Consider the following 20,715-nt stretch of genomic DNA (forward strand, 5'->3'; position numbering starts at 1 on the left):
CTCAATGCGGGAAAGGCCAGATGCGCAGCTTCTCCTTGGCAATCTGCCAAAGCCGTGCGAGGCCGTGCGGCTCGGCAATCAGGAAGAAAATGATGAGGCCGCCGAACACCATCAACTGGATGTGCGAGACGGTCGCATTGGTGAACGGCAGATGCAGGACCGAGGCGATCGACGGCAGTGCGCTGTCGAGCAGGATCGGCAGCAGCAGGATGAACGCGGCGCCGAGGAAGCTGCCGAGAATGCTCCCCACGCCGCCGATGATGATCATGAACAGGATGCGGAACGAGAGGTCGAGCGAGAAGCCGTCCGGCTCCACGGAACCGAGATAGCAGTAGGCGTACAGCGCGCCCGCGACCCCGCAATAGAACGAGCTCACCGCGAACGCCATGAGCTTCACGCGCATGAGCGGAATGCCGATCACCTCGGCCGCCACGTCCATGTCGCGCACGGCCATCCACGCGCGCCCGATGTGCGAGCGCACCAGGTTCTTCGCCACCAGCGCCATGACGCTGACCACGCCGAGCACGAACAGGTACTTGCGCACGGGCGTGTCGACGTCGACGCCAAGGATCGATATCTTCTGCGCCGTGATCACGCCCGAGGAACTATGGTTCGACAGCCACGGAAATTTCGTGAGCACCCACAGCACGAAGAACTGTGCCGCGAGCGTGGCCACCGCCAGATAGAAACCCTTGATGCGCAGCGACGGCAGCCCGAACGCAATGCCGACGAGCGCCGCGCACACGCCGCCGAGCGCGAACGACGCAAGGATCGGCATGCCCTCGATGCGCAATTGGAAGTTGTACGAGGCGTAGGCCCCGACGGCCATGAACGCGGCCGCCCCGAGCGAAAGTTGCCCGGCGTAGCCGGTGAGCAGGTTGAGCCCCAGCGCGGCGAGCGAGAACACCAGGAACGGCACCAGAATGGCCGTGAGCCAGTACTCCGATGCCACCCACGGCAACACCCCGAACGCGATCACCAGCACCGCGCTGAGCGCCACCCGGTCCTGCCGGATCGGGAATATCTGGCTGTCGGCCTGATAGGACGTCTTGAACTGCCCGGCTTCGCGATAGAACATGGGTGGCCTCTGCTATGAATGCTTTTGGGTGCGTATGCGTGCGTGGGAGGGCTTCGCTGCGAAAGCCGGCCGGCTCAGACGCGATCGATATGCCGCTCGCCGAACAGCCCTTCCGGGCGAATCAGCAGGAACAGCAGCGCGAAGACATACGGGAACCAGCCCTCGATGCCGCCGAAGTTGCCGGCGAAATGGCTTTGCAGCAATTGCGGGATGTAGATCTCGGCGAGCTTTTCCGCCGCGCCGATGATCAGACCGCCAACAATCGCGCCGGGAATCGACGTGAAGCCGCCCAGGATCAGCACGGGCAATGCCTTGAGCGCCGTCATGGTGAGCGCGAACTGCACGCCGTTGCGCGACCCCCACAGCATGCCGGCCACGAGCGCCACGAACCCGGATACGCTCCACACCACCACCCAGATGCGCTGCAGAGGAATGCCCAGCGAGAGTGCCGCCTGGTGATCGTCGGCCACGGCGCGCAGCGCGCGACCGATGCTCGTCGCCTTGAAGAAGAGCGCGAGCAACGCGACGAGCAACGCGGCAATGCCGGCCGCGGCCAGATCGAAGCTGCTCACCAGCAAGCCGGTCGAATCCATGATCGAGGCGATCGGTTCGTCGACGATGCCCAGCGACAGCGCACGCACCTCGTTGCCCCACAGCAGCGGGGCGAGCCCTTCGAGGAAAAAAGACAGGCCGATGGTCGCCATGAACAGCGTGATCGGCGACTGGTTCACCAGCTTTCTCAGCACGAAGCGCTCGGTGGCCATGCTCACGAGGATCATGACGACAAATGCGCCGATGGCCGCCGCCCACAACGGCAACCCGTGCTCCATCAGGCCGACCACGGACAGCGCGGCGAAGTACACCATCGCGCCCTGCGCGAAGTTGAATACCCCGGAGGCCTTGAAGATCAGCACGAAACCGAGCGCCACGAGCGAATACATCACCCCCGAGAGCAGCCCGCCGATCAGGATTTCCAGAAAGAACTGCATCGATGTCTCCCTATCGCCAGCGCGAAGCCGGTTTGCTGACGTCGCTCATGCCGCCGCGGGCACGCCGTGCGCTGCGCCCAGATAGGCGCGAATGACCTCCGGATCCGAGCGGACTTCGCCCGGCGTGCCGTCGCCGATTTTCTTGCCGTAGTCGAGCACCACCACACGGTCGGAGATATCCATCACCACCCCCATGTCGTGCTCGATCAGCACGATGGTCGTGCCGAACTCCTCGTTCACTTCGAGAATGAAGCGGCACATGTCACGCTTTTCTTCGAGGTTCATGCCGGCCATCGGCTCGTCGAGCAGCAGCAGCTCCGGCTCGGCGGCCAGCGCGCGTGCGAGCTCGACGCGCTTTTGCAGGCCGTACGGCAGACGGCCGACCGGCGTCTTGCGAATGTGCTGGATTTCGAGAAAGTCGATGATCTCCTCGACCTTCTCGCGGTGCGCCATTTCCTCGCGCTGCGCGCGTCCCCACCAGAGCGCACTGGCGAGCAGCCCGGCGCGCATCTGCGTGTTGCGCCCCGTCATGATGTTGTCGAGCACGCTCATGCCCTTGAACAGCGCGATGTTCTGGAAGGTGCGCGCCACGCCCTGGCGGGCGGCCGCCGTCGGATGCATGCGCTGGCGGACCTGACCGCGGAACACGATGGTTCCCTGCTGCGGGTGATACACGCCGTTGATCACATTGAGCATCGAACTCTTGCCCGCGCCGTTCGGGCCGATGATCGCGCGGATCTCGTGCTCGTACACGTTGAACGAGATATCGGTCAACGCCTTCACTCCGCCAAACGACAGGCTGATGTGCTGCAGATCGAGCAGTACGTCGCCGGTCTTGCGTCTATCGTTGCTGCCAGTCGTGCCGTTCATGCCAACTCCCGCGAATTCGCTCCGGCTTGGTGCCGATGAAGGGGGGCGCTGCGCGCGCCGCATGCGTCAGGCTGCATGTCAGGCCGCACAACGCAGTCGGACAGGCGCAGGATCGTCGACGGGCGAGCGCGCACCGATCACGCGCGCCGGGTGAATGGTCAGCGTGGCGCTCACGCTGCCCTCGCGACCGTCCTCGAACTTCACACGCGTTTCCACGAACTGCGAGGTCTTGCCGGTGTAGAGCGCGTCGATCAACACGTCGTATTTCTGCGCGATGAACCCTCGACGCACCTTGCGCGTGCGCGTGAGTTCGTCGTCGTCCGGATCGAGCTCCTTGTGCAGAATCACGAAGCGATGGATCTGCGCGGCCGCGAAGGCCGACTCGCGCGCCAGGTCCGCGTTCACCTGCTCGATGCAGCCGAGAATGAGCTCCGCCACGCGCGGGTTGGTGGCCAGGTCGATATAGCCCGCGTAGGCCAGATTCTGGCGCTCGGCCCAGTTGCCCACGGCGTCCATGTCGATGTTGACGAAGGCGCAGACGCTGTCGCGCCCATCGCCGAACGCCACCGCTTCCTTGATGTACGAGAAGAACTTGAGCTTGTTCTCGATGTACTTGGGCGCAAACAGCGAGCCGCAGGCAAGTTTGCCGACATCCTTGGCGCGGTCGATGATGCGCAGATGCCCGTCGGCGTCGATGATGCCAGCGTCGCCCGTGCGGAAATAGCCCGACTCGTCGAGCGCCTCGCGCGTGGCGTCCGGGCGCTTGTAGTACTCCTTGAGCAAGCCCACGCCGCGCACCAGCACTTCGCCGTTGTCGGCAATCTTGATCTCCATGCCGGGCGCGACGGGCCCCACGCTGTCGAAGCGCACCTGCCGGTCCGGCTGCAGGCACACGTACGCGCACGTCTCCGTCTGCCCGTAGAACTGCTTGAGGTTCACGCCGATGGCGCGGTAGAACCGGAACAGGTCCGGACCGATGGCTTCGCCGGCGGTGTACGCCGTGCGGATCCGGCTCATGCCGAGCGTATTGCGCAGCGGGCCATACACGCAGAGGTTGCCCAGCGCGTACTGCAGCCGGTCGAGCAGCGGCACGGGTTGTCCGTCGAGCACTGCCGCGCCGCAGCGGTTCGCCACCGCCATGAAGTGCGAGAACATCCCGCGCTTGAGACGGCTGGCGTCTTCCATGCGGATCATGACTTGCGTGAGCACGTTCTCGTACACGCGCGGCGGTGCGAAGTAGTACGTCGGCCCGATCTCGCGCATGTCGGTGGAGATCGTGTCGGGCGACTCGGGACAGTTGACGGTGAAACCCGCGACCAGCGCCTGCGCATAAGAGAACAGGTGGTCGCCGACCCAGGCCATCGGCAGATACGACAGCACTTCGTCGCCCGGGCCGAGCCGGTCGAACTCGCTGCCGTGGTAGGCGGCGCCGATCAGCCCCGCGTGCGAGTGGCAGACGCCCTTGGGCTTGCCGGTCGTGCCGGACGTGTAGAGAATCGTCGCCGTGTCGCCCGGGGAGACACCGGCCACCGCGTCGTCGAAGTAGCGCGGATGTTGCGCATCGAACGCGCGGCCTCGCGCGAGCGCGGCGTCGTACGACTGCAGACCGGCGGCGTCGTAGTTGCGCAGGCCGCGCGGATCCTCGTAGATGATGTGCGAGAGGTGAGCTCCTCGCTCACGCAATTCCAGCAGCTTGTCGACCTGTTCCTGATCTTCGGCGATGACGAAATCGATCTCGGCGTCTTCGAGCACATGCGCCATCTCGGCGGCAACGGCATCCTGGTACAGCGGCACGGCCACACCGCCGAGCGCCTGTGCGGCGGTCATCGCCCAGTACAGGCGAACGCGGTTGTTGCCGACGATGGCCAGATTGTCGCCACGCTTGAAACCGACGGCGGCGAGCGCGCAGGCGAGCATGCGCACTTCGTGCGCCGCCTCCTGCCAGGTCCAGCATTGCCAGATCCCCAGGTCTTTTTCCCGATAGGCCGTCTCGGCGCCTCGTGTCGCGGCATGCGCCAGCAACAAACGCGGGAAGGTGGTCCGCTCCTGCATGCCTGTCTCCTGTGTCTCGCCACGTTTCGACGTCCGTCGAGGGGGAGTGGCGTGGCTCGGTCGGCGCGCGTGCGTGCGGCACGCTCGTTATGCATTTCACGTCGATGAACGACGCCTTTTTTCTTGTGATCCTGCGATACCACGACGACAGCTATGCCTGACAACGGGCAGCTTCTATACTTGTGCTTCGGCGCCGTGCAGGCACGCCATCGTTGCTGTGTCTCGCCGTTGTCTGGCAAGGTCAAGATACCTCATGGCCCACGGCGGATTTGTCACCCGGATGACAATCGAGGGAAAATCCCTATATGTCGCTCGAAACCCTGTTGCAGCGCAGCGCGTGGGCGCAAGGGCTCACGCCCGAGCAGCGCGAACGCGTGGTGTCGGAGATCCAGGTTCGCCCAGTGGAGAACGGCGGCTATGTCTGCCGCAAGGGCGATCCCACGCATGCGTGGTTCGGCGTCATCGAAGGCCTGGTGAAGATCACGACGGCGTCGGCCAGCGGCAAGTCGGTCACCTTCACGGGAGTGCCCGCGGGCGCGTGGTTCGGAGAGGGTTCGGTGCTCAAGCACGAGATCCGGAAATACGACGTCATGGCATTGCGCGACTCCGTGCTCGCCCATATGCCGATCGCCACCTTCGACTGGCTGCTCGACACCAGCATCCCGTTCAACCGCTTTCTCACGCTTCAGCTCAACGAGCGGCTGGGGCAGTTCATCGCCGCCGTCGAGCACGAGCGGCTGCTCGACACGGACGCCCGTGTCGCCCGTTCGCTGTCTTCCATGTTCAATCCGAACCTCTACCCGTCGGACGACAACACCGTGCAGATTTCGCAGGAAGAGTTGAGCTACCTCGCGGGGGTGTCGCGCCAGCGGGTGAATCTGGCGCTCAAGGTGCTGGAGCAGGCAGGGCTGGTGAAGGTCGACTACGGCGTGCTGACGATCCTCGATCTGGAAGGGCTGCGCGAATTCGGGATGTGATGGCCGGCAGCCCCGCCAGAGTTACCACGGCGCGTATTGTTCGAAGTTCGTCTGGCGCTCGAATGCGATCAGCACGGCGCGCTTGTGCGGAAAATCGAACTCCCGCAGGCGCGCCGCGCCCTGCCCCTGCATATACGCGATCCATCGATCGTGATCGATGCGCGGCTCGCCCACGATGCGCTGCGTGCGCGGATCGTCGAGGAAGATGTAGTGAATGATCGAGCGCAGCCACGCTTCGGTGCGCCCCGGGGAACGAAACCGGGTCGAGCCCACGAGCAGATGGAAACCCCGGTCGTGGTCGGCGGCGTCACAGAACGGCGCGATGCGATCTTCCTTCGCCCAGTACACCTCGAAGTAGGCGAACGGTTCGTCGTCGAAGCAGCCGAACAGCGTCACCGTGTGCGGATCGGCCTGCATCTTCGCGAGATATTCCGCGTGCTCTGCCAACGTGCCCGTCTGCTCCCAGAAATGCGCCACGCTGTCGAGGTTCATCCATTCGTGGAATTTCTCCACGTCGCCCGGCTGATCGATGGTGCGCAGGCTGAAGGTCGTCCCGAGGCGGGCAATGTGCCGCCGATAGACTTCGCCGACCGGCTTGGGCGCGCGCAGCGGATGGCGCTTGCCATCGCTCATGCGGTACTGCTGCGCCATGCCGGCCGAGGACGGGCCGCGCAGCCACAGCGCCGGGTGCTGCCAGAACGTCTGCCGGCTCACATGCAGCGTACGGACCCCTTCCGCATGCGACAGATGTTCGCCGACGCCGTCGCGTACGGCAGCCACCAGCCACGTCGCCAGCGCGCCATCGGCCGCCGCGTCCGGCCACACCACGTTCACCCGTTTGCATGCCTTGTGATGGCAGAACGCCGCCGCCAGCACCGGCAGCAACGCCTGCACCGGCAAGGCGAGGTCGGCCGGCGCGCCGGCCTGCAGCGTCATGGCACCGTCCTGCTCGCTCACGCGAAAGACGGCAGCGGCGCATCCGTCGCGCCACAGCGTGAGGTCCTGCCCGGCGCGCGCAGCCCCGCCTTCCGCACCACTCGCGTGGTAGCGATGGCCGTCGGCGAGGTGCAGCGCGTACGGACTGTCCTGCCCTGGCGCCACGGACGATGCGGCGTTTTCGATGGGGGCGGTCAAAGTGATAGGCATGATTCGTTCTCCTCACAAGCAAGCCGGACGCCGCCACGGCGTCCGTCAGTTTCAGACGCCGGCGGCGCGGCGGCGCATGGCGGGCGCCATGGATGCAAACGCCGAACTCACGAGACCGATGATCCGGTCGAGCGACACGGGCCCGCCGAAGCCCCACGACGGCGGCAGGAAAGCCACACGCCCGTCGCGCACGGCGGGCAGCGCGCGCCACACGGGCAGTTGGTAAGCCGGCGCGGCACCGTTGTCGACCACCATCAGCGACCACTCGGGATGCCGCGCCAGATCGCCGAGCGACAGGTTGACCATCGACGCACGGGCGTCGAGCCAGCCGAGCGCATTACGCGCTCCGAGGTGCCCGATCAGCGCGCCGATCATGTCCTTGTTGTCGTACGCCCAGAAGTTGCCGCCGCCCGCGTTGGCGTTGAGCAGCGCGATCGGCGCATCGCGGAATCCATCCTGCAGGGCGCGCGCTCGCGCACTCGCGATGCGCGCCTGACAGTCGCGCACGATCTGCGCCGCGAGCGCCGATCTGCCGGTCATGCCACCGATGGATCGGAAGATTTCCAGCATGCGATCGAGCGCGTCGCCCTCGCCCGGCGCTGGTTGCACGTTGAAGACGACGGTGGGCGCGATGCGCACCAGCGCGTCGAACAACCGTTCATGGCGATAGGCGTAGGCCACGATCAAGTCGGGGCGCAGCGCAGCGATGGCCTCCAGGTTGGGTTGCTCGCGAGTCCCGACCGACACGCCGGCAGTCTCGCCGCCCTCGAGCCGATCCGCCCGATACTTGACCCAGTGCGCATAGCCGCGCGGATCCGCGACGCCCACGGGCGTGACGTCGAGCGCGAGCAGCGATTCGGTGAACAGGAATTCGAGCGACACGACCCGGCTCGCTCGCGTCGGCAGGTCGGGCGACGCACGGTTGAAGAGACCGCGATAAGTCTGCGCCGGTATCCGCGGCGAGACCATGCCGGTCGCGACCGCCGCGCCGGCGACCAGACCGCGCAGGCAGCGGCGACGCCCGGCCGACGCCGGACGAGTGGGAAGTAATTTAGCCGGCATGGGCGTGCGACCTCAGGAACGTGCGGGAGAGCAGCCACAGGAAGAGCGGCGTGCCGACGGCGGCCGTCACGATGCCCAGCGGCAGATCGAGCGGCGCGAACAAGGTGCGGCCGAACAGATCGGCCACGCCCAGCAGCAACGCGCCCGACAGAGTGGCGGCCACGAGGCGCTCGCGCGTGCCGGGCAATGGCAGTGCGCGCAGGGCGTTCGGGACGATCAACCCGACGTAGGCGACTGGGCCGACGGTCGATACCGCGGCAGCGGCCATGGCGCTCGCCAGCACGAGCAGCCCCAGCCGCGCGCGCACCACCGGCACGCCGAGCGCCTCGGCGGTCTCGTCGCCCAGGCTCAACAAGTCGAGCCAGCGCGCCGCATGGACCGCAAGCGGAAGGCACACGACGAGCCACGGCAGCAATGCCCGCACGCCGTGCCATGACTGGCCGTAGCTACTGCCGACGAGCCACACCAGCGCCTGCGTCGCGTGAACGTGGAACTGCAATACGAGCAGGTTGGCCAGTGCCGCGAGCAGCCCCGCCATCGCCATGCCCGTAAGAATCACTCGCATGGGCGCGAGCCCCCAGCGGGCGTTGACGCCAAGCACCACGGCGAGCACCGTGGCACTCGCGCCCCATGCCACCGGCATCGCCCCATACGCGGCGGCCTCGGGCGCCACCAACAGCAGCGCGAGCACGGCCAGGCCCGCCGCCTGATTGACGCCCAGCAACTCCGGCCCGGCCAGCGGATTGCGACAGGTCCCCTGCAGCAGCACGCCGCTGCCGGCCAGCAACGCGCCCGCGCCCATCGCGATCAGGCTGCGTGGCAGACGCAGATCCACGAGCAGACCCGCTTCGGTGCGCGCGTCGAACACGTCGCGCCAATGCCATTCGGACGGCCATGGCAGTGTGCCGAGCGCGAGCGTCAGCACGACCGTGACCAGCAACGCGAGCGCGATGAGCGCCACCGTCGTACGCATGACTCGGCGCCGCGGCGTCCGGCTGGCGCCCGCCATCGGCGCCGTCATCTCGGCAGTGCTCGCGGGCAACCCGTAACGCAACAGCAGCAGCAGGACCGGCGCGCCGATGACGGCGCTCATCACGCCGACGGGCAACGCGCCGAACGCCACGAGCGCACGGGCCACGGCGTCCGTCACGATCAGCATGGCGCTCCCCCACAGGGCAGCCAATGGCACCAGCCACGCCGGCCGGTGCACGCCCATGAGACGCACGAGGTTCGGCGCGGCCAGTCCCACGAAACCCACGGGGCCGGCCAGGGCAATCGCAATGGCCGACAGCGCGGCCGCGAGCAGGATGGCGCTCACGCGCACCGCTCCGACCCGCTGACCGAGCGCGGCGGCTTGCGATTCGCCGAAGCGCGCGAGACCGAGCGGATGCAGCAGCGTGAGCAACGCCAGAGATGCCGGAATCAGCAGCCAGAGCGCCTCGGTTGCCCCTTGCTTGCCGAATTGCTGCAGCGAACCGGTGCTCCACTGCACGACGCCCACGGCGGCCCGCGTGTACAGCGTGAGCGCCACCATGCACAACGCCGAGAGCGCGAGCGCGTTCGCGGCGCCGGCGAGCGTGAGGCGCAGCGGCGTGGTCCGCGTGCCGCCCGCCAGCGCAAAGGTAAAAAGCGCCGCCAGCACGCCGCCGCCGAGCATCATCGGCAACACGGCCAGGCCCGGGACCAGCAGGGCCAGGATCAAGCCGAGTTGTGCACCGGCCGACACGCCGAGCAGTTCGCCCGAGGCCAGCGGATTCTGGGTGATGGTCTGCAGCAGCGCACCGGCCAGCCCGAGGCATGCGCCGGCGGCGAGCCCCGCGCGGATCTGCGGCAACCAGGCGTCGGCAAACAGCAGCCAGTCGAGCTCAACATCGCCATGCAGGCGGCCCTGCAATGCCAGTGCGAAGGTCTGCGCACCAGGCCACGCATCGTTCGCCCAGGCGTGCACCGCCACGGCCAACGCCAGGGCCAGCCAGCCGCCCCACAGCACGCGCGTGCGCCGTTCGTACTGACGCGGCGCCGCGTGGGCCGGGACGGAAAGCAGGCGAGGAAGTCTCAACGTACGGGTTGTGCGCATGCCGTCAGTCACCCAGCACGGGCAGGCACATCGGCACGCCCTGAAAGTCCACACGCTGCATCGGCGTGGCGAACACGTCCATGAGCCGGTCCGGGTCCATCGTCTCGTCCGGCGTGCCGGCGAAGACGAGCGCGCCGTCGCGCATGAGCAGCATCGCGTCGGAAAACGCCGCCGCATGATTCAGGTCGTGCAGCACCCACACGACCGTCATACCCGTCTCGCGGTTGAGTTCGCGAATGCGCGCGAGGATGTCGATCTGATGGCGGACGTCCAGATAGGTGGTCGGCTCGTCGAGCAACAGCACGCTGCCCTCCTGCGCAAGCGCCATCGCAATGAAGGCGCGTTGGCGCTCGCCGCCCGACAAGGCGGCCACGTCGCGCGTGCTCAGGGTGCCGAGTTCCATCAGGCTCAACGCCCGCTCAATGGCCGCGTTATCGCGCTCGCCGAGACGCCCGCCGATGCCTGTGTGGCTGTAACGCCCGCACGCGACGAGTTCGGCCACGGTCATGCCGTGCGGAATGCCTTGCGTCTGCGCGAGCAAGGCGATGCGCCGGGCGCGCTCGCGTGCGCGCAGCGCGTCGAGCGGCGTGTCGTCGAGCCACACACGGCCCGACACGGGTTTGAGCAGGCCGCCCAGCGTGCGCAACAGGGTGCTCTTGCCGCAGCCATTGGGGCCGCACAAGGCGCTGACGCGCCCGGCGGCGAAGGTCACATCGACGTGGTCGAGCACGTTGCGCGCGCCTACGGCAACGCTAAGTCCTTGTGCGCGCAGGGTCGCGCCGGCGGACGGGGTCGGGGATACATTCATGTGCAATGAGGAGACGGGCGGCATATAGCGCGATACGGGCAATACAAGTCGGTACGTGGGCGCCGGGAGCGCCTGGGGCCGGTGCCACCCGCCTAAACTCCTGAAGTCGTGGTTCGTCGCTCAAAAGACGTATCACCAGCCCGCATATTTACTCCATGTCACCCTCGCTCCTGCCGCAGTGCCTGCTCCGCCGTCGTGCACCGTCCTCCCCCCTCGTTGCTTCCCCTGCTTCCTCCGCTTCTTCCTTCGCTCCTGCCGCCTCGTTCCCGGGCGCCTGGACCGCCCGCCTGTGCGCTACGGGATTCGTGCTGACCTTGGGCGCCTGCGCGCAAACGGCGCCGCCTTCGACCGGGACGCCAACCTCTGCGGCCGACGCCCCTGCCGTCGCCGGCGCCACGGCGCCCGCCCCGCGCCAGCACTACACCGCCGACATCCGCCGCACCCGCGACGGCACGGCGCACGTCCGTGCAGACGACTGGGGCGGCCTCGGCTACGGCTTCGGTTACGCGCAGGCTGAAGACAACCTCTGCACGCTGGCCGAAAGCGTCGTCACTTTCCGCGGCGAACGCGCGCTGAACTTCGGCGTGAACGGCCGGGTCGCACAGCGCGCCACCTTCGGCCAGCCCACGAACCTCGACGCCGACCTCTACTTCCGCCTGGTCTTCGACGGCACCACGCTCGTCCGTTACCGCGATGCACAGTCGCCGCGCGGGCGCGCGCTCGCCCAGGGGTTCGCCGCAGGCATCAACCGCTATCTGGGCGACTTGCGCTCAGGCGCCGACAGCACCCGGCATGGGGCCTGCCGCAACGCCGATTGGTTGCGCGATCTACCGCCGATCACGGAAACCGATGTCTATCGCCGGCTCTACGCCGCCACGATCGCGGCCGGCTCGGCCACCCAGATCGCCGCCATCGCCCACGCGCAACCGCCGTCGGCACTCGCGACCGCAGGTCCCTCGGTGAACGCCGCCTCGCACGCCGATACCCGTGCGGCGCTGGCATCGTTTGCCGACGCCGGCATCGGCAGCAATGCCATTGCCTTCGGGGCGAAGCTGAGCGCGAAGGGTCAACCGATTCTCTATGGCAGTCCGCACTGGTATTGGCAAGGCGCCGACCGCCTCTACCCGGCCCATCTGACCATCCCCGGCGCGCTCGACGTCTCGGGCGTCGGCCTGCTCGGCACGCCGTTCGTGATGATCGGTTTCACGCGGCAGGTCGCCTGGACGCACACCGTCTCGACGGCAAGGCGTTTCGGGCTCATGGCACTGACGCTCGATCCGGCCGACCCGACCCGGTATCGCCTCGACAGTCGCACCGAAGCGCTGCGCAAGGTGACGATCGAGATTCCCGTGCGCGACGCGCAGGGCCGCGTGTCGGTCGTCTCGCGCACGCGCTACCGCAACGCCGACGGGCCAGTGGTGGATCTGTCCGCGATCTCGCCGGCACTGGGATGGACGACGCGCCAGGCGTTCGTGCTGCGCGACGCCAACGCCGCCAACTTCGGCCTGCTCGAGCATTACCTGCACATGGCGCAGGCCAACTCGCTCGACACGCTGGCGAGAAACGCCCGTGCCGACGCGGCCAACCCATGGGTCAACACGCTCGCCATCGGCCGGGGCGATCCGCGCGTGTGGTACGGCGACATCGGCCCGGTCCCCGGCGTGTCCGATGCGCTGGCGGCCGAGTGCACGGCGAAGCCTGCCGGCGAGGCGTTTGCCAAGGTGGCCCCCGGTTTGCCCGTCCTCGACGGGAGTCGCAGCGCCTGTGCCTGGCAGACGACCAGCGACAGCCCCTTGCCGGGCACGCTGGGCCGCGCGCTGATGCCCGACGTGATGAGCGACACCGTCGTCGCCAACATGAACGACAGCGCCTGGCTGTCTGCCCCCGACGCGCCTCTCCCGCATCTGATTCCCATCCTCGGGCCCAGCAACGTCCCGCTGTCACTGCGCACCCGCGCCGGACTGGCCCGTATCGCCGCCCTGCGCGCCGGCGGCCCGATCTCCCCGCAAGCGGTGCGCGACGCCGTCCTGCATGCGCAACCCTACTCGGCAACGCTTACGCGCCAGACGTTGCTCGCGCGCGCTTGCGAGGCACCCATCGCACCCAACGCCTCAATGCCGGTGCAAGTTTCGCGCGATCCGCTCGACGGGAAGCCGCTCGCGGCGACGGCGAGCGTCGATATCGCCCCGGCGTGCCGCGTGCTGGCCGCATGGGACGGCAGCGCGGAGGGCGCATCACGAGGCGCCAACCTGTGGGACGCCGTGTGGATCCGGCTCGCCGGCGTCGATCCGACAGGTCGCCGCGCATTGGCCGGGCCCTTCGATGCCGCCCACGCCGCCACCTCGCCCAATGCGTTGAGCGCCGGGCGCGACGCGCTCAGGCAGGCGCTCGGCGCCGCGGTACTGGAGATGCAGCGCATGGGACTGGCGCTCGACAGCCGCCGCGACGAGGCGCTCCACGCCGCGCGCGGCGGGCGACGTATCGGGCTGGCCGGAGGCTGCGACATCGCAGGCTACTTCTCGGTGATTTGCGCCGACGCTCGCATGGGCCCGGGTCGCTACGCCATGGACATCAGCCCGCGCGGCGACACCTATCTGCAAGTGGTGGCGTTTCCGGCCGAGGGCGTCGACGCCACCACGCTCGACGCCTCCGGGCCGGCAGACGATCCCGCCGACCCGCGCAATGGCGCAGCGCTCCAGGCGTGGGCCGACAAGCGCTGGCAGCGCGCGCCGTTCGACGACGCCGACGTGGCCGCCGCCACCGTCAGCGAGCGCCGCATCAGTCAATGAGCGACCGATGTGCGATCAATGTGCGGTCAATCCCCCGGCAACGACGCAACGACGACTCATTCGCGCACCTAAACATCGCGCCGTTTGAATCGTCCACTCTCGTTAGGTGCTGGCGCCCGGGGATACGAGTGCGCACGCCGCCTCTGTTTTCTCATAAGTCAGAACCAAGGAGTGTTTAGATGAAGCACAACCGGAGCGTCCGTGGCCGGGCGCCCAGCAGCCGACGTCGGATCCATTGTCCCATCCATCGCCACATCGCCCTCGCCGCCGGCCTCGTCGCCGCACCGCTGGTCTTTGCGGTCAATGCTCATGCACAGGCGCCCGCGCGACCGTCCGGCGAGACAGCCGCGCAGACGAGCCCTGCGCAGACCGGCGGCGACGTGACGCTCGCACCGACGCGGGTAAGTGCCGAGCGTGCGCAGGAGAACGGCGCCGGGCCGGTGGACGGCATCGTCGCGAAGCGCACCACGACCGGCACGAAGACCGACACACCGCTCATCGAAACGCCGCAGTCGGTCTCAGTGATTCCCAAGGAGATGATCCAGGATCTGGGCGCGCAAACCGTCAGTCAGGCCATGCGTTACAGCGCGGGCGTGCTGCCGGACAACGCGGGCTTCGAGACGCGCTTCGACTGGATCAACATCCGCGGCTTCTCCGCCTCGACGCTGGGCCTGTACATGGACGGCACCCGTTTGCAGTCGAACACAGAGTTCCAGCTGGAACCCTACGGACTGGAGCGCATCGAGATTCTGCGAGGGCCGGCATCGGTGCTGTATGGTCAGAACACGCCGGGCGGTCTCGTCAACATGGTGACGAAAAAGCCGCTGGACACGCCGCTGCATGAAATCCAACTGACGGGCGGCTCGTTCAAGAACAAGCAGGCGGCGTTCGATTTCAGCGGCCCGCTCGATGCCGACGGCAAGGTGCTCTACCGCCTCGTCGGCCTGTTCCGCGACAGCGGCACGCAGGTCGATCACACGCCGAACGATCGCATCTACATTGCGCCGTCGCTCACGTGGAAGGCCACCGACAAGACGACGATCACGTTCGAGGCTAGCTATCAGCGCGACAAGCTCGGCTTCGGTCAATTCCTGCCCGCCTCGGGCACGGTGCGGCCCAACCCGAACGGCCAGATTCCGGTCGGACGCTTCGTCGGCGACCCAAACTACGACAACATCAAGCGGGAGCAGGTCTTCGCGGGCTACCAGATCGAGCACCGCTTCAACGACCAGGTGACGTTCAAGCAGAGCGCGCGCTATTCGTACTTCGACTACAAGGTCGATACCGATGGCTACGGGCTCGGCTACGCGGCGGGCAGCACCTCGATGCTCAACCGGCTGCCGTTCGCCGATTACCGTCAGACCGACGTCGTGACCATCGACAACCAGTTGCAGACGAAGTTCGACACGGGCCCGTTCTCGCACGTCGCGCTCTTCGGCTTCGACTATTACTACTACAACGAGCATCGCAGCATGCGCCAGGGTGTGGCGAACGCGGCGAACCAGATCAGCATCTTCTCGCCGAACTACGGCGCGGCGGTATTCGGCCTGACGCGTCAGGCGGCCGACTCCGACTCGCGCTACACGCAGGGCGGCCTGTACTTCCAGGACCAGATCAAGTACGGCAAGCACTGGCTGCTTACCTTCGGCGTACGTCAGGATTGGGCGGCCCAGAACGTGTACAACCGGCTGACGAACCGCTCGTCGAATCAGTCCGACTCGCAGGCGACGTATCGCGCGGGCCTGACCTATCTGTTCGACATGGGGCTGGCGCCGTACTTCAGCTACTCGGAATCGTTCCAGCCCAACGTCGGCACCGACCGCTTCGGCAACCAGTTCAAGCCGTCCAAGGGCAAGCAGTTCGAGATCGGCGTGAAGTACCAGCCGGTCGGCTACAACAGCTTCGTCACGCTGTCGCTGTTCGATATCCGCATGTCGAACGTGCTGACGCCCGACCCGGCCAACACCGCCTATTCGGTGACGACCGGCGAGCAGCACTCGAAGGGCTTCGAGATCGAGGCGGTCGGCGAAGTCACCGACAACCTGAAGGTGATCGGCTCGTACACGAACACCAACATCACCAACTCGAAGGCCAACGATCCAACGCTGCTCGGCAAGGTGCCGCCGCAGCAGCCGCGCACGGCCGCCGCCCTGTGGGCCGACTACACGTTCCACGCGGGCATGCTCAAGGGCTTCGGCTTCAACGGCGGCATTCGCTACGTCGGGCCGACATACATCGAAGCGACCAACACGGTCGGTCAGGCGCCCTCGCGTACGCTCGTCGATCTCGGCCTGCATTATCAGTACGACAAGCACTGGCGCTTCCAGCTCGATGGCAGCAACATCTTCGACAAGACCTACGTGGTGTGTGTCACGGCTTCACAGTGCGCCTACGGCGCGCGCCGCACCATCCTCGGCACGGCAAAGTACACGTGGTAAGCCTTTGAAGGGCAGCGTCCAGGCCGACATCGAGGCCCGGACGCCGAGCCAACGAGAAGGGGCAGCCGTCGCCGGCCGCCCCTTTTTCCATGCGTCGACATGGCGTGTCGCCGGGCAACATCCGCATCCCGGCGCCTGCCCCACTACGCGACGGCCCGCCGCCGATTCATGATGTCGCCCGCCACGGCTCGGTCACCGTGCTCGTGGCGAGGGCGCGCGACACGTCGGCGATCCACGCCGCGGAGCGCGGCAACTGCATATGGCTCGACGCCACCGTCGCCTCGTGCACCGGGGCGCTGCCCAGCGTCCGCGCCAGCCGGGCGCGGTCGGCCGACGCACGGCGCTCGGCCCACCAGACGTACACCGGCACATCGGCCGTCCGCAGCCGGTGCGCATCGGCAAGCGAGCGCAGGTGCGCGGTCACGCGGAATATGTGCGCCAGCTCGTCTCTGCCGAGCGACGCGTAGTCCGCCCCCGCTGTCGACGCCTCAGCGCTGCCGTGCGGCGCCTCGTCATGTGCGGCATGCGTCGTCAACGCCGCATCGACGGCCGCCGCGAGCACACCTTCGTCGAGCGGCGCCCCGGCATGCGGCGCGAGCGCGGCCTCCAGTTTGTGCGCATCGACTTGCGGCAGGATCGTCACCAGGTAGTCGAGCAGATCACCTGTCCAGTCGCGCGCCGCGGAGGTCGCGACGACCTCACCGTCCGGCGGCACGAACGTGTCGGCCAACCCGAGAAACGCGACCGGCTCGCCGGTCGCACGCAGACGTGCCGCCATCGCCAGCGCAATCGGCCCACCCAGCGACCAGCCGAGCAGGTGATACGGGCCGTGCGGCTGCACCGCGCACACCGCGTCGACATATCGATCGGCCATCTCGTCGAGCGACGTATCCCGCCGGTTCGGTTCGAGCAACATGCGCGACTGAATGCCGATGACGGCCCGCTCGTTCGCCAGCGACTGCGCGAGCGGCCGGTAATCGAACACCGTTCCCACCGCCGGATGAACGCAGAATAATGGCGGGACGTCGGCACCGGCACCCGCATTCAGGCGAACCAGCAGCCCTGTGCCGCCGGCCGGGGACGCTTGCCCCGTCGGCACAAGCGCCTCGGCCAAACGCGCCACCGTGCCGTGCTGCATCAGATCGCGCAAGCCGACCTTGAGCGAAGGTGTACCGCGCTTGAGCCGCGCGATGACCTGCAACGCCAGAATCGAATCGCCGCCGATCTCGAAGAAGTTGGCGTTGCGGCTCACGTCGGCAGTCTTGAGCACGGCACGCCAGACATCGGCGATCTGCGCTTCGACGCCTGCGCGCGGTTCGTCCTGCTGCGCCGCTGCCGGCACTGGCGATGATGCCGTCGCCACGGCGTCGAGCAAGGCGCGTCGGTCGACCTTGCCGTTGGCCGTGAGCGGCAACGCGGCCAGCCTCACGAGTCGCGCCGGCACCCACGCGCCGGGCAACCGCGATTGCAGCAGGCGGCGCACCTCACGCACGTCGCTGGCATCGCACACGTCAGTGTCGGCCGGATCCACCGTGTAGCAGCCGAGCAGTTGTGCGTGTCCGTGGGCATCGTGCTCGACAAGCACCACGGCGTCGGCCACCCCGGCCACCGCGCGCAGTGCGTGCGCCACTTCGCCCGGCTCGACGCGATAGCCGCGAATCTTCACCTGGTCGTCGACGCGGCCGAGGTACACGATCTCGCCGTCGGCACGGCGCTTCACGCGATCGCCCGTGCGGTACATGCGTGCGCCCGGACGCCAGGGATCGGGAACGAACCGCTCGGCCGTCCTGCCCGGCTCGCCGAGGTAGCCGCGCGCGAGCGCCGCGCCGCCGATGTACAGCTCGCCGCTCACGTTGGGCACCACCGGATTCAGATCGTCGTCCAACACGTAGGCGCTCACGTTCGGCAACGGTGCGCCGACCGGCAGCAGCGACGGTACGCCGGCTCGGCCACCGCCAACGTCGTCGCCCGGCGCGGGCGCCCGGTGCGTCAGCACGCCCACGGTCGTCTCGGTCGGTCCGTAGTGATTGAGTACGCGCATCGCCGGACGATGCGCGCGCAGCAACGAGAGCAGTTCGGCATCGGCCGCCTCGCCGCCCACGACGAGCCAGTCTTGCGGCAGCACGTCGGGACCAGCGGCGAGCAGCAACCCTTTGAGATGGCTCGGCACAATCTTCATGGCCCCGATCGTGCGCTCGCGCATCCACTGCGCGAAGCGGCCCGCATCGAAGGCGACATCGTTTGGCATGAGATGCAGCGCACGCCCCATTGCCAGCGCGCCGAACAGCACCGTGTGCCCGAGATCGGCAGCGACGGTCGACACCATCGCCATGCCCGCACCGGCAGGCAATGCCGAGAGACGCGTCAACACACCTTGCACATAGTTGTGCAACGCGCCGCGCCCGACGACCACCCCCTTCGGCTGGCCCGTCGAGCCGGACGTGTAGATCACGTAGGCGGCCTGAGACGGATGGACGTTGCGCCGCTCGGTGCGCGCGTCATCGCGAGTCAGCACCTCGGAAAGTGCGACCGTACGGCGCGCGTCGATCCCAGCCGGCAACGCCTGCGGATCGGCCACGACGATCGCACGCGCGCCGCTGGCCGCGACCAGTTGTGTCAGGCGCGCCGCGGGTTGCGCCGGATCGAGCGGCACGTAGGCCGCCCCCAGCTTCCACACGCCCAGCATCGCCGCCACCCAGCCCGCACTGCGCGGCAGGATCAGGGCGACGCGATCCTCGACACCCACGCCGCATGCGTCCAGCGCGGTCGCGACGCGATTGGCGTGCGCCTCCAGCGTTCGGCGCGACCAGGCGCCGTCCTCGCCCTCGACGGCAAGCGCCTCGCCGTCCTGTGCCACGCGCGACGCCCATACGTCGAGCCAATCGCCCCCACTGCCCGTCTCCCACGTCCGGCGCTCGCCGTCGGTGACGCACGCGACGTCGGGCTCCAGCGCGACGGTCGCCAACGGGATATCCGGCGCCTGCGACAGCCGTTCGAGCAACCGGCAGAACGTACGCGCCAGCGGTTCGATGGTCGCCGCATCGAAGAGATCGGTCGCATAGGTCAGGGCGATTTGCAGCGTATCGCCGCGCTCCACCGTGTCGAGCGACAGATCGAAATGCGAACTCTGCCCTGCCACGGGCATCGGCTCGATACGCAGTCCGGCCATCTCGGGCATCGCGTCGCGCGCAATCTCGTGGTTGAACTTCGCCTGGAACAGCGCGTTGACGGCGGCGTCGCGCACGGGCTGCAACGCTTCGACCAGCTTGTCGAACGGCACGTCGGCGTTGGCCTGCGCGTCGATCGCATGCGCCTTTGTCGCGCCGACGAGATCGCCGAAGGTACTGCGCGGATCGAGGCTCACGCGCATGACCTGCGTGTTGACGAAAAAGCCGATGAGCGGCTCCGTTTCCAGCTTGCCGCGCCCGGCGACCGGCACACCGATGTTGACGCTGCGCACGCCCGAAATGCGCCCGAGCCACACGCCATAGGCAGCGAGCAGCACGGGATAGAGCGTCGTGTCATGCGCCCGGGCGAGATCGCGCAATCGTTTCGTGAGCGCGGCGTCGGCCTGCATGACGCATGTCGCGCCGCGCCCGCTCGGCACGGCCGGACGAGGACGGTCGGCAGGCAGCGGCAGCACCGGATGCTCGGCGCCCAGATGCGCGCGCCAGTACGCCAGTTGCCGCGCCATCTCGCCAGCTTCGAGCCAGCCGCGTTGCCAGATCGCGTAGTCGGCATACTGCACGGGCAATGCCGGCAGCACCGTGCCGAGCCGGGGAGCTCCTGCAAAACGCGCATAGTGGTGCGCGCATTCCTCGACGAGCCGAGACATCGACCAGCCGTCCGCCACGATGTGGTGCAGCGTGAGCAACAGCACGTGTTCGTCCGCGCCCAGGCGAATCAGACGAGCGCGCAGCAACGGTGCGGCGTCGAGCGAAAACGGCTTGATCGCTTCCGCGCGGGCGCAATCGAGCAAACGGCCCTCCGGCGACGCGGCGTCGCCTTGCCAGTCTTCGCACGCGAGGTGGAACGGCACGTCGTCGTGAATGCGCTGGCGCGCACCGTCGGGCCCTTCATGAAAACTCGTGCGCAGCGCCTCGTGCCGTGCGATGACGGCCGCGAACGCCTGCGTCAGCGCCTCGACATCAAGCTTGCCGCGCAGCCGCACGGCGGCCGGAATGTTGTACGCCCCGGTGCCCGGCGTGAGTTGCTCCACGACCCACAGACGCTGCTGTGCATACGACAGCGGCGCCTCGGCGCCGTCGCGCAGGCCGGCGGGAATCGGCAGGCTGCCGAGATCGATGCCCTGCTCGCGGGCGCGCGACTGGAACACGACGCGCTTCTCGTCCGGCAGCGCGAGAAAGCGGCGCATCAACGCCACATCGGCGGCGTGAGAGGAATTGACGACAGACATCGAAAGATCCTT

General features: G+C 67.7%; 12 protein-coding genes. 3 read left to right on the forward strand and 9 right to left on the reverse strand.

Translation table 11 applies throughout. From position 1 onward, the window contains the following. Position 1 precedes the first annotated feature (1 nt). The 4 genes from RO07_RS15725 to RO07_RS15740 form a co-directional block, all read right to left on the reverse strand. A complete protein-coding gene (locus RO07_RS15725; RefSeq protein ID WP_039412102.1) occupies positions 2 to 1,078 on the reverse strand; it encodes a branched-chain amino acid ABC transporter permease in 1,077 nt (358 codons plus the stop codon). A gap of 74 nt (positions 1,079 to 1,152) precedes the next feature. Next, entirely contained in the window at positions 1,153 to 2,067 is a 915-nt protein-coding gene (locus tag RO07_RS15730) for a branched-chain amino acid ABC transporter permease (protein ID WP_039412105.1), read from the reverse strand. A 45-nt stretch (positions 2,068 to 2,112) separates the two neighbouring features. Then, complete coding sequence (locus RO07_RS15735; protein ID WP_039412107.1) at positions 2,113 to 2,937, reverse strand: ABC transporter ATP-binding protein; 825 nt, start codon at positions 2,935 to 2,937, stop codon at positions 2,113 to 2,115. Between the two features lie 78 nt (positions 2,938 to 3,015). Continuing rightward, a complete protein-coding gene (locus RO07_RS15740; protein ID WP_039412109.1) occupies positions 3,016 to 4,989 on the reverse strand; it encodes an AMP-dependent synthetase/ligase in 1,974 nt (657 codons plus the stop codon). Between the two features lie 305 nt (positions 4,990 to 5,294). On the opposite strand from RO07_RS15740, the gene panV reads away from it, so the two are divergent. Next, positions 5,295 to 5,966 (forward strand): pandorabactin biosynthesis transcriptional regulator PanV, encoded by a 672-nt coding sequence (panV, locus tag RO07_RS15745; protein ID WP_039412112.1) that lies wholly within the window; start codon positions 5,295 to 5,297, stop codon positions 5,964 to 5,966. A 21-nt stretch (positions 5,967 to 5,987) separates the two neighbouring features. On the opposite strand, the gene RO07_RS15750 is transcribed toward panV, so the two are convergent. The 4 genes from RO07_RS15750 to RO07_RS15765 form a co-directional block, all read right to left on the reverse strand. Beyond that, entirely contained in the window at positions 5,988 to 7,100 is a 1,113-nt protein-coding gene (locus RO07_RS15750; RefSeq protein WP_472462559.1) for a GNAT family N-acetyltransferase, read from the reverse strand. Between the two features lie 63 nt (positions 7,101 to 7,163). Further along, on the reverse strand, positions 7,164 to 8,174 hold the full coding sequence (locus tag RO07_RS15755) for an ABC transporter substrate-binding protein (RefSeq protein ID WP_084072641.1): 1,011 nt from the start codon (positions 8,172 to 8,174) through the stop codon (positions 7,164 to 7,166). Further along, positions 8,164 to 10,251, reverse strand: a complete 2,088-nt coding sequence (locus RO07_RS15760) for an iron ABC transporter permease (RefSeq protein WP_052267366.1) — start codon at positions 10,249 to 10,251, stop codon at positions 8,164 to 8,166. The genes RO07_RS15755 and RO07_RS15760 overlap by 11 nt, the downstream gene beginning before the upstream one ends. Positions 10,252 to 10,255: 4 nt before the next feature. Beyond that, on the reverse strand, positions 10,256 to 11,059 hold the full coding sequence (locus RO07_RS15765; protein ID WP_039412117.1) for an ABC transporter ATP-binding protein: 804 nt from the start codon (positions 11,057 to 11,059) through the stop codon (positions 10,256 to 10,258). 182 nt (positions 11,060 to 11,241) lie between these two features. Between RO07_RS15765 and RO07_RS15770 the strand changes: the two genes are divergently transcribed. Beyond that, the gene (locus RO07_RS15770) at positions 11,242 to 13,848 is read left to right on the forward strand and encodes a penicillin acylase family protein (RefSeq protein ID WP_472462560.1); all 2,607 of its coding nucleotides are present in this window, start codon (positions 11,242 to 11,244) and stop codon (positions 13,846 to 13,848) included. Positions 13,849 to 14,027: 179 nt separating this feature from the next. Then, complete coding sequence (locus tag RO07_RS15775) at positions 14,028 to 16,286, forward strand: TonB-dependent siderophore receptor (protein WP_052267368.1); 2,259 nt, start codon at positions 14,028 to 14,030, stop codon at positions 16,284 to 16,286. Positions 16,287 to 16,452: 166 nt separating this feature from the next. Here RO07_RS15775 and RO07_RS15780 read toward each other — a convergent pair whose 3' ends face one another. Further along, positions 16,453 to 20,703 (reverse strand): non-ribosomal peptide synthetase, encoded by a 4,251-nt coding sequence (locus RO07_RS15780; RefSeq protein ID WP_052267369.1) that lies wholly within the window; start codon positions 20,701 to 20,703, stop codon positions 16,453 to 16,455. Positions 20,704 to 20,715 lie beyond the last annotated feature (12 nt).

The organism is Pandoraea pulmonicola, assembly GCF_000815105.2.
GTDB classification, from domain to species: domain Bacteria; phylum Pseudomonadota; class Gammaproteobacteria; order Burkholderiales; family Burkholderiaceae; genus Pandoraea; species Pandoraea pulmonicola.